Origin of the sequence: Hirschia litorea, assembly GCF_042665075.1 — a bacterium.
In the GTDB taxonomy this organism is placed as follows: Bacteria; Pseudomonadota; Alphaproteobacteria; order Caulobacterales; family Hyphomonadaceae; genus Hirschia; species Hirschia litorea.
Genome location: NZ_JBHTBR010000005.1, coordinates 131835 through 143843, shown reverse-complemented (window position 1 = coordinate 143843; position 12009 = coordinate 131835). Strand labels below are relative to the sequence as shown.

Here is a 12009-nt window from a genome sequence, read left to right as displayed (position 1 = left end):
TGGTTACAAAGTAAGGTTGACCTGTAGCAAGGGAAATGAGGACTGTTATGACGAGCAATGTTATAGATTTAGAACATCTGAATGCGATGACGGGAGGGGATGCAGAGCTTGCGAGAGAAGTCTTAGGAATTTTTAGACACCAAAGTGAAATTTGGGGAAGGCTTCTGGTTGCTGATGCGCCCAATGAACAATGGGCCGATGCCGCTCATTCTATAAAAGGCGCGGCGCGAAGTATTGGAGCTATGGCGTTAGGTGACGCGTGTGAAGTTGCAGAAACGCGTGGACGTGCAGGGAATGTTGCTGTAGCGGAGGCTAGTGTTTTGATCAACGCCATCAAAGATCACATGATTGATGCGGTGGAAAACCTCGCAAAGGTTGAGCATCAGCTATCAATGTCAGAGGCTTTCAAAGCATCATAAGCTTCAAATTCATATGCAATAGAGCGCTCGATTAATAACCTCCATACGGGCTCAGCTATTTCTTTTGGAAGATTATGCTGAGGAGCATGTGCCAACACTTTGGAGACGACATCTTCAATTCGAGGATGGTCTACCACCATGTCGCGATCGGGCTTTATCCGGGATGCTGCTTTTATATATGTCGTACGTTCAGCTATAATTTCAACGAGTAGTCTGTCTAAGCGATCTATTTCATATCGCACATCCGTCATTGTTTCGCATTCTGGTCCCGTTTTTTTTCGAGGATCAGATATGTACGCTATTCCGGTCGATTTAGTTGTAGGCGAAGACGGGGTGCTCAATTCTATTTCTCACAAATATGCGAATGACTCTATTTATAAGAGTTATGCTGAACCGAAGAGTGTGGCAAGGAAACATGAATGCAGGCGGCGTTTTCACGCAGCCTGCTAAATCAATTTAATCAGATGTCAAAACTGTATGTCAGGCTCTACCAGAGACTACTTCCGCCCTGAATGTGGTCCAAATGTGCTGTTGCACGAATATCATAGCTATTGCTAGGTTCAACTTCAGCTGTCCACATGCCATTTGGTTGTAGGCAGGCTTTGATTACACCTTTTTCAACTCCAGCAGCATAAGTTGCTGACTGACAATCAAGTTTTGGCGATTCATAAACTTCACCTGAAGTTATTTTAGTTCCTGATTGGTAGCCATCATATAGCTGTCCAGTTCCAGATGCAGAAGATGTGTAGTCTGTACGAACATACCCATATCCTACGCCATTTTGTCCTAGAAGCGTCCAGCTTTCACCAGTTGGTGTTGTGGTAACAGAGATTGCCTCCAAAACATCGCCGCGCATAACAGTATCTGCGTCAGGAACAACTGAACCTGCTGGCTCATTCATCAAGCGGACCTGTCTATTGACCTGAACTAAGCCTGATTTCAGCGTAACATTGCTTGTATTTGCTGTACTTTTGGAGGTGCTCGCTTTTTGGGGAGATGTAAGAGTCCCGAGCTGGCCGTCTGGTGTTGATATGCTAACAGCACTTGCTTGTGAGAAAATTGACCCGATACGTTGGCTTGCAGACCCATGCCCATGACGCGCATCTCTACGCAACGTTTCCGGTTGGAAAAGAATAGCTTCTGCATCTTTTGACAGATCCGTTCTCTGCGGTGTTGCAGAAGACGTAGGTGTAATTGATGGTAAAGGAGATGAAACTGTAGATGTTGTCGGTGGCACTGCGTAAGAGAGGCCGCTGTTCGCACCTTCTTTACTCATCCAGTCACCATCTGGAGTCATGCAAGCAGAATGCATTGAGCCCATGCCGCCGATAGTCATTGTGTAATCACGACAAGGAACACTTACATCAATGCGCTCTATAACGCTTGATGAGATAGATGTTTTAAATGGTTTTATGGTTTGAGTACCGCTGCCTGTGAGGCTGATTAGGCTTTGGCTTGGTACATAACCGATAGCAATACCGTTTTGGCCAACCATCGACCATTGTTCACCGGTTGAGTCGGTGATGGATCCCATACGCTCAACTGTTGTGTTTAGCGGCAGAGATTTTAGTACGGTTTGGTCGTAAGATGTTGGTGCAGCATACAATTTTGTTGGAGTGGACACGCGTGCCCAGTCATCTTGCAACAGCATGTAACGTGGTAATGGTTCAACATTACTTGCACGAGTGACGAAAGTTGGACGAACTTCGTTTTGTGTACTTAGGAAGTGCAGATCAACGCGTGTTCCGTTCTGGGTGGTGATAGAGTTAACTTCACCGTCACGAGTTGTTTTTGCTGCATGACGTACATTGTATGCGAATTGCTTTTGCTCTTTGGATGCCAAGTAGGCTCCGTTAGAAAACAGAGCATCAACAATGGTTTGCGGCATACTGCCAGCACGCATGACGCCATCATAAACGCGTTCACCCATGCTTACTGCGAGTGGTGCGAGGGATTTGACGTTATCAGCGCGGACAATTTTGTTAGATTTTTTACCTGTGAAAAGGTTACCCTTAGCGAGTTTGGGTGCGCTTACTTTAGGTGCGGGCGGCGTTTGAGCACGAGGTGGTGTCGTCGCTTTGGGAGGCGCAAGTTTTACTGGTGCTTTAGCTGCTGGCTCGGTGACTTTCGGCTCAATAGCTTTAGGTTCAGCGACTTTTGGCTCTGCTGCTTTAGGTTTTTGAGAAAGCGTAAGTTCTGGTGCTTTTTCAGTGACTTGAGGCTTGCTGATAGCTGGAGTTTTAAGATCCGGCGTTGCAAGTGTTGTGGTGTTTTGAGTCAATGAACGCGCGTCAGAATTTGCTGCTGTTTTAGGTGCTTCAGGAGTGGAAACTTCTGGTGTTGAAGCGAATAAATCTGCTTCTGATGTGCCAATTGCAGCGTCGTTTTCGACGGCATCGGATGCTTTTAGATCATCAAATACACGTGTGTCATTTAGCGGTGCATCTTGTGCACTAGAGCCTGTCTGCTCTGTCTCTGCTAATGCTGTGCTTGGTGTCTGCGTGTCACGTGTTGTTGTTGTGATGCTAGGCAGAGAAGGTTGCGTTGTGGCATTGGTATCGGCAAGCTGTACATCATCTGATTGGCCTTTCGGCAACATCAAATAAACAGCACCACAAATAGCAGAAATGGAGGCGGCTCCAGCAAGGTAGAGCGCTATTCTGCGTCCGCTGCCGTCAGAGCTATCTTGAGCAGGCACATAATAGCCATCATCATCTTCAAGACCTGGCTCATAGACCTGTTCGGAATTGTCGTAATATGTGGCAGCAGTTCTGCGCGGTGTTACGAATGGGCCATCGCTCTTAGGTTTTGCGATGCGTGTATTGAAGCGTGAGTCTTTGTTCGTTGCATTCGCAGTTGTGTGTGCGGCAGCAGCTCCATCAGAAAGAGAGATTGCGAGGCGTTCTTCTTCTGTCAGACCATCTGTTGAGGATGCAGCTGTGCGCTCGTCTTCAGTGGGTTGAGACGGTTTTCCTTGATGAGGTGGAAACGCAATAACTTGACCCGACCCATGACCATCACGGGAGGCCGTTTGTTCACGTGCGTCTTCATTCCGTGAATTGTGGTCTGGTTTTGTCTCAGCCACTACTTCTTTGTCGCTTTCTGAGTCTGTGTCATTCTCTGGAAACTCTTCTTCATCAAGTTTGTGAGCGGTATTACCAGAAGTGTGTCCACCAGCCGGAAGTATCGGCGGCATTTTGCTTGATGTGGAGGAGGCAGAATTTAATTCTTGGCCTACTTCTTCAGGTTCATCTAATTCCAGAGTTTCCAAACTTGGAGTTTCTAAATCCTTAATTTCTGCGTTCTGTAAGTTAAAACTTTCATCTAAATCTTCAGATGGAAGGTCAGGAAGTGCATCAGGGATTTCCAGATCATCGGTTGATAAATCAGTCTCAGCTTCGCTATTTACATCATCGTTGAAGTACGCGTTTGCGTCAGCAAAAGTGTCTGCTTTATCGTCTTCTTCATGGAAGTCATATTCATCTTCCATGTCGTCTTCATCTTCTTGATCCATAGATAGGTTTTCAAGAGATGAGCTATTGGTAGTTTGAGCTTCGCTTGGCGCGTCGGCGAGCGTATCAAGTGAAGGCATTTCTAAATCTGAATCATCAATTTCTGACAAGTCAGTTTCTGGCAAATCATTCTCAAGCGATGGCACAGGTGGCAAAGCAGATAGAGCTTTGTCAAATTCATCATCAAAAGCAGAATCATCAGGAATTTCAGGAAGATCAGGTATATCTATAGTGTCTTCAGCAGCCTGAATTTCTTCATCAACAGAGAGTTTTTCAGCAGACGGAAGATCTGGCAAATCGTTTTCGTTGGACTTTAGATCGTCGGGAAAAATCTTTTCGACAGCTTGAGTGATTTCATCTTTTGGTGTTTCGAGCGCAGAGTTTGCACTTTCACGCATATTGTCAGAGACATCTGAAAACACATCTTGAGCATCTTTCAAAGATTGCTCACGATCATTTGCAGGCTCCGCATTTTGTGGCTTACGGTCCCAATACGAACTGCTGCTACGCGGACGTACCAGTTTGTCGTTTAATGAATCATTGCTGCCTTGACGCCAAAAAGTCATGGTAACTCGCCCAATAGAATCTATACACTCGCATGTTGTAGCATGAAGCGCTGAGAAGGGTAATCCTAATCAATCGTTAATCCATTGAACCGGATTTCACACAAAATGTCGAGAGTCTATGCATTTCTCGTGCAGCGGGATGTGTTAAATTTTATACACCAACCACTTGTTCTGATTGTGCTTCTTCTTTTACCCACTTAATAAATTCACGTGCAATAGGCGATTGTGTGCGCCCGCGCGGCCAAACTGTCCAATAGGCAAAGTTGATTTCATTTGTGCCGTCGGCGAATGGTGCGATGAGGCGGCCATTCTCTAAATCTCCTGCTGCAATCGCCCGTTTCGCGAGGGCAACTCCGCGACCGGAGGCGGCTGCTTCGACTACCATAGCTGCTTGATTAAAGCGTAAACCACGTGCTGCATCGACATTTTTTACATTGCGAGCTTTAAGCCAACTTGCCCAATCTGGACAGGAAGGGTCGTGTTCGGGGCTTTCATCGTGAAGCAAGGTATAATGCTGTAAGTCTGCAGGTGTACGAAGGGGGTGTTTGCCCTCAAGCAAAGAAGGTGAGCAAACAGGCATGACAGATTCTGACATGAGTTTTTCAACACGAAGACCTTCATAATTGCCACCGCCATAGCGAATCGCAAGGTCAATTTCTGGGCCTGCAAAATCGATCACCGCATTGTCTGCTGAAATCCACACTTCGGCTTCAGGGTGTAGGGCTTGAAAATCTTCCAATCGGTGTGCCAGCCATTTTGCTGCAAAAGAAGGGGCGCAAGAAATCATGAGGCGATTGCGCCTTTTAGGGGCGCGTAAGACATGCGTAGCTTCTAATAATTGTTCAAATGCATTTGTAAGCAAGGGCAAAGTGGCTTCACCAACTTCGGTAAGCAGAACTTGTCTGCCTGTTCGCCGAAATAGAGGTCCACCTGAAAATTCTTCTAAATGACGGATTTGTTGAGAAATTGCGCCGGGCGTGACGTTTAGTTCTTCTGCTGCTTTCGTAAAGGAAAGACGGCGTGCAGCGGCTTCAAAAGCACGCAGGGCATTTAGGGGCGGAAGGCGATCAATTGAATTACTAGAATCAGTCATTGTGAAGGTGCTCTAATGTTTCAGCTTAGCTCAATTACATTGTAACTGGGCGCACTCGGCGCCAATTAGGGGAGGTAACTATGTAATAGGTCTATCTACCTGTCGAAAAAGAATCGTTTTGCGGTTCGCGTACAGACTATGGGCTTGAGCAAAACTAAAGGGTTAAACTATGACGCATTCTCTAAATGCCGACAACCCAGTTTCTCGTCCAGACATATTTGGAGCGGGGAGCTTGGAAAAATCTAAACAGGCTTTCCCTAATGGGTCGGTTTGTTTGATCGGTGCTGGGCCTGGTGATGTGGAGCTTTTGACATTGAAGGCCGTGAAGCGCCTGCAATTGGCTCAAATTGTTTTTTACGACCGTTTGGTTGGGGAAGATGTTTTAGAGCTTATTCCAGCTAATGCGACGCTTGTTCCGGTGGGAAAATCCAAAGGCGATCATTCCGTTCCTCAGACCAAAATTCACGAGAAGCTGATTGATGCAGCACGTCAGGGTTTACGCGTTGTACGCCTTAAAGGCGGAGACCCATTTATATTTGGGCGCGGCGGAGAAGAAATAGAAGCATTGCGAGCCGCAGGTATTGCGTCGGAAGTTGTGCCGGGCATTTCTTCGGCCCTTGGATGTGCAGCAGCGCGGCAAATTCCGCTTACCCATAGAGATCATGCGCAATCTGTGACTTTTGTGACTGGCCATGCGAAATTGGGCGAAGTGCCGGATTTGGACTGGGCTGCGCTAGCGCGGGAAAATCAGACTGTTGTTGTTTATATGGGTGTTGGAACTGCGCCGGTTATCTCTGATCGCCTACAAGAGGCGGGGCGCGGGGCGAGCACACCGGTGGCCGTGATTGAAAACGGTACGCGTGACAATGAGAAAGTCGTGTACGGAACTCTCGGTGAACTGCCGAATTTACTTGAAACAAACAATATCGATGGTCCTGCGCTATTGGTAATTGGTGAAGTGTCTGCACTTGGTTTGAGAGACCTTGCAAACGCCAATGTAGAATTAATTGCTGGGGAGGCGGTATAATGAGCTCAGTACGTCCCAAACTAAAACCTGAAGTGCCCAAAGTCGTTACAGCGTGGAGTGCGCCGCTGGGATATACAGTGTATCGCACCGCATCTGGTGATTGGTCGCAACATATCAAAGATGCACAAGTGTTGACCCATGACGCAGCTGATGAAGCGTTGGCGCTGTCTTTAAAAGACCAAGTGCGCGCCAATGATCCATATCTGATGGAAGTGTCTGAAGACGGGCAAATTACCGGCCGCGAGACATTGCGCGAAAGTATTCGTGCGAATGGCCCAACATGTCACCCTCAATATGGACGTCAGGCGGAAAACAGCTAATGCCAACACGTCAGATAGATAAGCTTACCATATATGGTGACAGTATAAGCGGCAATTGCTTAAAAGTGCGCTGGGTTGCGGAACGCACGCAGACACCTTTTCAGTGGGTTGAAGTTGACCTGCTAAAAGGGGATACGCGCAGTGAGCAATTTTTAGCGATTAACCCCGTGGGGCAAGTGCCATTGGCGCGCTGGCCTGATGGTCGTGTCCTGCCGCAATCAAATGCGATTATGTTGTATTTGGCGGAAGAGGCTGGTTCTGATCTCATTCCTGAAGAAGCATTTAAGCGTGCGCAAATGCAATCTTGGTTGTTCTGGGAGCAATATACGCATGAGCCGTCATTGGCTGTGCGTCGTTTTCAGAAAATCTATTTGAAAAAGTCTGATGATGAGATTGATCCAGAATTGATGGCCAAAGGTCGTCGCGCATTGGGCACGTTGGAAATGCAGCTCAATTATTCTGACTATCTCGTGGGAGAGCAATTGTCCTTAGCCGATATCGCCTGTGTTGCGTATACGCGATGGGCACATGAGGGCGGATTTGACCTGAATGAATTTCCCGCAGTGCGCCGCTGGGTAGCGCGTATTGAAACCGATTTAGGGCTGGAACATGCCCACCAAGATATTTCGTCCGCTGAAGGAGACGCATAACAATGTATCGTTATGATGAATTTGATGAACAAATGGTGCGTGACCGCGTGGCCCAATTTCGAGGACAAGTAGATCGTCGATTGTCTGGTGAACTAGACGAGGATCACTTTAAGCCTTTGCGCTTACAAAATGGTGTGTACCTTCAATTGCACGCATATATGCTGCGTATCGCTATTCCTTATGGTCAACTTTCTTCCAAGCAGATGCGCACACTCGCAGATGTCGGTGAGAAATATGATAAGGGCTATGGCCACTTCACGACACGCCAAAATATTCAGTTTAACTGGATTGCACTAAAGGATATCCCAACTGTGCTTGAGGAATTGGCGAGTGTTGAGATGCACGCCATCCAGACATCAGGAAATTGTATTCGGAACGTAACGACCGACCAATTTGCGGGCGCGACGGCTGAAGAGATTGAAGATTCGCGCCCTTGGTGTGAGATTATCCGTCAATGGTCGACTTTCCATCCCGAGTTTGCGCACCTGCCACGTAAATTTAAAATTGCTGTGACGGCTGCAGAGCATGACCGCGCAGCCATTCGTGTGCACGATATTGGTTTGCACATGAAGCGCAACGCCGCGGGCGAAGTGGGCTTTGAAGTTATTGTTGGCGGCGGTTTAGGGCGTACACCTCATATCGGTACGACGATTAAAGACTGGGTTGCCAAAGACGATATTCTCGATTGGCTCGAAGCTATTATGCGCGTCTATAATTTGCACGGTCGACGTGACAATAAGTACAAAGCGCGTATCAAGATTCTTGTGTCTGAGCTAACTCCTGAGGAGTTCACACGTCAGGTAGATGCTGAATTTGAAGCGCAGCGTGATGAAGAAAAAGTGCGTCTTCCTCAAGAAGAAGTTGACCGTATTTCAGCTTATTTCGCTGCACCTGCGTTTGAAACTTTGCCTGCGGAGTCTGCTGCTTTTGAAGAAGCGAAAGCAAATGATGAAGGCTTTAAAGTCTGGGCTGAAACAAATCTAACAGCACATAAACAGCCTGGATATGCAGCGGTAACGATTTCTCTCAAGCCGTTAAATGTGGCTCCAGGAGATGCAACATCCAAGCAGATGCGCGTTGTCGCAGATTTAGGGAAAGCGTTTTCCTTCGACGATATCCGTATCACCCACATTCAAAATATCGTGTTGCCGCATGTGAAATTGGATGAATTGTACAATGTGTATCTTGCATTAGATGATGCAGGGCTTGGTGCATCCAATGTAGATCTTGCATCAGATCTTATCTGCTGTCCGGGGCTGGATTACTGTAATCTTGCAAATGCACGCTCTATTCCCGTTGCGATGGAGATCCAAAACATGATCTCTAAATACGATCATGATTTGGGTAAATTTCACATCAATATTTCTGGCTGTATCAATGCGTGTGGGCATCACCATGTCGGACATATTGGTATTTTGGGTGTCGATAAAAAAGGTGAAGAATTTTATCAGGTCACCTTTGGTGGGCGCGCTGATGAGAAAGCACGCATTGGTGATATCCAAGGTCCAGGCTTGCGCTATGAGGAAGTGACGCCAGCACTAGAGCGCGTTGCAAAACGTTATCTTGCAGAGCGTAATTCTGCGGACGAGCCATTTATTACAACATTCGAGCGCCTTGGCGCAGAGCCATTCAAGGAGGCGCTTTATGCCGTTGATTAAATACGAAAATGGTAGCGCTAGTGTGGTCGAAGACGCATTTGTATGTGTTGAAGAAGACCAAGCAATTCCTAGTGAAGGCCCTGTTTGCGTGAGTTTGGAGCGTTTCAAGGCTGACAAGGATGCGATCCTTGCGCGCAATGGCGACATTGGTGTGCGTTTGGGGCCTGCTGACGATGTGTTGGAGTTGAGCGATGTGATTGATCGTCTGTCTTTGGTGGAAGTTGCTTTCCCAAAATATACAGATGGTCGCGCTTTTTCTCAGGCGCAACTTTTGCGCCGCCGTATGCAGTTCCAAGGCGAAGTGCGCGCAATTGGTCAGGTGCTTCGGGATCAGGTCAATCAAATGGCGCGCTGCGGCATTGATGGCTTCGTTCTTACGCCAACTTCTGGCGAAGCATCCGAAGTCATTGAAGCGGCGATTGCTGACTTTTCATACGCCTATCAACGCACGTCAGGTGCGCCTGTGCCTATTTTTCAGCGCCGTCATCAGGCCACGAAATAGGTGTCAGATTAAGGAGGCTAATTATGGCCGATACTGAAACGATAAGGTCAAAAGAAACGCGTGAAGAACGATTGTTTCGATTGAACAAAGAATTACGTGACGCCTCTGCGCAGACGATTATCCGCGCGGCACGAAAGCGTGAATTTGGAGACCGTATTTGTTACGTGTCATCTTTCGGAGCTGAAAGTGCTGTCATGCTGTCTTTGATAGCGGATGTGGACCCGTCCTTTCCCGTGTTATTTATTGATACGGGGATGCATTTTCACCAAACGCAACAATATCGCGATGATCTGATTGCCTTTTTGGGGCTTACAGGTGTGCAGACAATTGCACCTGATGAGCAAGAGCGTTTGATGGAAGATCCAAAGAATGATCTTTATAAAACCGATCCAGATGTGTGTTGTGAATTGCGCAAAGTGCGTCCTTTGGAGCCAGCCTTACATGGCTTTGATGCATGGATTACTGGGCGTAAGCGTTTTCACGGTGGTGAGCGTATGCAACTTCCCGTGTTTGAGTTTGCAGCGGGACGCTACAAAGTGAATCCTCTGGCATCTTGGACACCTGAAGATGTGAAGCTTTTCTTCAAGAACCGCAATTTGCCTAAACATCCGCTCGTTGAGCAGGGGTACCCATCAATTGGGTGTTGGCCATGCACGCAACCTGCAGAAGACCCCAATGATGCAAGGTCTGGTCGTTGGGCAGGTATGGAAAAGACTGAATGTGGCCTGCACGTGGAAAAAGGCGGGGGCCGTCAGCGCGCATTTTAAACTTAACGGTGTTGCCTGATTAAGTTGTGATAATAAGACGCTCCTGATTGGAACCAATCGGGAGCGTTTTTGTTATTTAGGTATTCATGGCGCGTTAAGATGAGTTAAGGCTATGTTAATTCCGATGAAAACGGTCTAATGCTACAGAAGCGGCAGTGGGGCGTCGCGCATGAAAACTTTGTCGGCCACGGGGTGAATTACATGAATATTTCTATTTGGTGGGCTATTCCCGCACTCACAGCGCTTGTCGGTGTTCTCATGATTGGTGGCGGATTAGGGCGCTTATTCAGATTTAAAATGTTTTCTGGTTTAAGCCGATTTTTATTTGGTGGAGTGTTCTTGTCAGGAGCGGCTGTTGCTGTGCTTGCGGGGTTGAACCTGCAAACATATGCGCGCTTAACTTATGAGAGACCAGCCGCAGAAGTGACATTGACACAAACTGGCTCTCAAGCATTTACAGCAAGCATTCGAATTCCGACAGCAAAGGGAGAAGACTTTGGCCCGCCGGTGGACTTCCCATTGACGGGTGATGCCTTCCGTATGGATGCACGTTTCCTTAAATGGAAACCTTGGGCGAATGTCACGGGATATGATGCCATTTACCGTTTGGACCGTTTGCAGGGGCGTTATGATGAGGCAACTCAAGAAAACGCAACACCGCCAACAGCATATGATTTGGCACCAGAGGGAACATCAGCTGCGATGGATATTTACGAGCTGTCGCGCAAAAATGAGATATTTAAAAACCTTAAAGCCGTAGATGCCATTTACGGAAATGGTGCTTATGCGCCTATGGTGGATGGTGCTGTTTACGAGATTGTTGCCACCCAATCAGGACTTGTTCCACGTCCTAAGAATGCGGTTGCGAAAGAAGCAGCTATGCAGTGGGGCGCACCAACAGCTCTGAAGACGCCCTCCTTAGAATAGATTTTCTTCCCAATTGGAATACAAAAAAGCCGCTCGGAAAATTTCGTTTCCGCAGCGGCTTTTTCAAAATCTACTGAATGTTTGGGCGCTGATTACGCGCTCAAGCGTTGTGCAAGTTCAAAATTAGGGTCGCCCATTGCGGGACGAATAATGTGAACCACAGATTTTGGAAGATCGAGTGCCTCAGCGGCACTTGCGACGAATTCCTCTTCGGCTTCGTGGATGTGTCCATCCGCTGCAGCCACATGCCATAGAGCCTCCATAAGGTCTAAACGGTCTTCTTCTGGAGAAAAACGCAAAGCCCCTAAAGCCTCATTTAGGCGGTTGCCCGATGTGCGACCCAAAACAGCGTTATCGCCGGGTGCCCACGGGCGCTCAGGCTCATCAGTGCCTAAGTCGTTCAGGTATTTATATGCTGCGTTTACTTCTGCATCATTGATCTCCTGATCAGATTTGATCAAGCCCATGAGCAGGGTAGCGGCAGACATTTTAAATTTAGATGGTAGCATCTAACGGGACCTCAATGGTGTGTGTTCCAATAAAGTCAATTTGCACCAGAGTCTTTAAT

At 47.4% G+C, this 12009-nt stretch carries 12 protein-coding genes; 8 read left to right on the top strand and 4 right to left on the bottom strand.

What is annotated here, in order from left to right; all coding sequences use genetic code 11:
• The first annotated feature begins 47 nt into the window (after positions 1-47).
• Positions 48-419, top strand: coding sequence for an Hpt domain-containing protein (locus ACFQS8_RS09430; RefSeq protein ID WP_382167072.1), 372 nt, complete (start codon positions 48-50; stop codon positions 417-419).
• Here the strand turns inward: ACFQS8_RS09430 and ACFQS8_RS09425 are convergent.
• The 3 genes from ACFQS8_RS09425 to gcvA form a co-directional block, all read right to left on the bottom strand.
• Positions 383-670: a chorismate mutase gene (locus ACFQS8_RS09425; protein WP_382168593.1), complete on the bottom strand. Its 288-nt coding sequence runs from the start codon at positions 668-670 to the stop codon at positions 383-385. The two genes, ACFQS8_RS09430 and ACFQS8_RS09425, sit on opposite strands and share 37 nt — an antisense overlap.
• Positions 671-906: 236 nt before the next feature.
• A complete protein-coding gene (locus ACFQS8_RS09420; RefSeq protein ID WP_382167071.1) occupies positions 907-4497 on the bottom strand; it encodes a hypothetical protein in 3591 nt (1196 codons plus the stop codon).
• Between the two features lie 151 nt (positions 4498-4648).
• Entirely contained in the window at positions 4649-5590 is a 942-nt protein-coding gene (gene gcvA, locus ACFQS8_RS09415; RefSeq protein WP_382167070.1) for a transcriptional regulator GcvA, read from the bottom strand.
• Between the two features lie 169 nt (positions 5591-5759).
• Between gcvA and cobA the strand changes: the two genes are divergently transcribed.
• The 7 genes from cobA (at position 5760) to ACFQS8_RS09380 (ending at position 11441) form a co-directional block, all read left to right on the top strand.
• Positions 5760-6617, top strand: coding sequence for a uroporphyrinogen-III C-methyltransferase (gene cobA / locus ACFQS8_RS09410; RefSeq protein ID WP_382167069.1), 858 nt, complete (start codon positions 5760-5762; stop codon positions 6615-6617).
• Entirely contained in the window at positions 6617-6937 is a 321-nt protein-coding gene (locus ACFQS8_RS09405) for a DUF2849 domain-containing protein (RefSeq protein ID WP_382167068.1), read from the top strand. The genes cobA and ACFQS8_RS09405 overlap by 1 nt, the downstream gene beginning before the upstream one ends.
• Positions 6937-7587, top strand: coding sequence for a glutathione S-transferase family protein (locus tag ACFQS8_RS09400; protein ID WP_382168591.1), 651 nt, complete (start codon positions 6937-6939; stop codon positions 7585-7587). The genes ACFQS8_RS09405 and ACFQS8_RS09400 overlap by 1 nt, the downstream gene beginning before the upstream one ends.
• Positions 7588-7589: 2 nt before the next feature.
• Positions 7590-9245 (top strand): nitrite/sulfite reductase, encoded by a 1656-nt coding sequence (locus ACFQS8_RS09395; protein WP_382167067.1) that lies wholly within the window; start codon positions 7590-7592, stop codon positions 9243-9245.
• On the top strand, positions 9232-9747 hold the full coding sequence (locus tag ACFQS8_RS09390) for a DUF934 domain-containing protein (RefSeq protein WP_382167066.1): 516 nt from the start codon (positions 9232-9234) through the stop codon (positions 9745-9747). The genes ACFQS8_RS09395 and ACFQS8_RS09390 overlap by 14 nt, the downstream gene beginning before the upstream one ends.
• 23 nt (positions 9748-9770) lie before the next feature.
• Complete coding sequence (locus ACFQS8_RS09385; RefSeq protein ID WP_382167065.1) at positions 9771-10514, top strand: phosphoadenylyl-sulfate reductase; 744 nt, start codon at positions 9771-9773, stop codon at positions 10512-10514.
• Positions 10515-10715: 201 nt separating this feature from the next.
• On the top strand, positions 10716-11441 hold the full coding sequence (locus ACFQS8_RS09380) for a hypothetical protein (RefSeq protein WP_382167064.1): 726 nt from the start codon (positions 10716-10718) through the stop codon (positions 11439-11441).
• Between the two features lie 92 nt (positions 11442-11533).
• Here the strand turns inward: ACFQS8_RS09380 and ACFQS8_RS09375 are convergent, their stop codons facing one another.
• Complete coding sequence (locus tag ACFQS8_RS09375) at positions 11534-11950, bottom strand: TerB family tellurite resistance protein (protein WP_382167063.1); 417 nt, start codon at positions 11948-11950, stop codon at positions 11534-11536.
• Between the last annotated feature and the right edge of the window lie 59 nt (positions 11951-12009).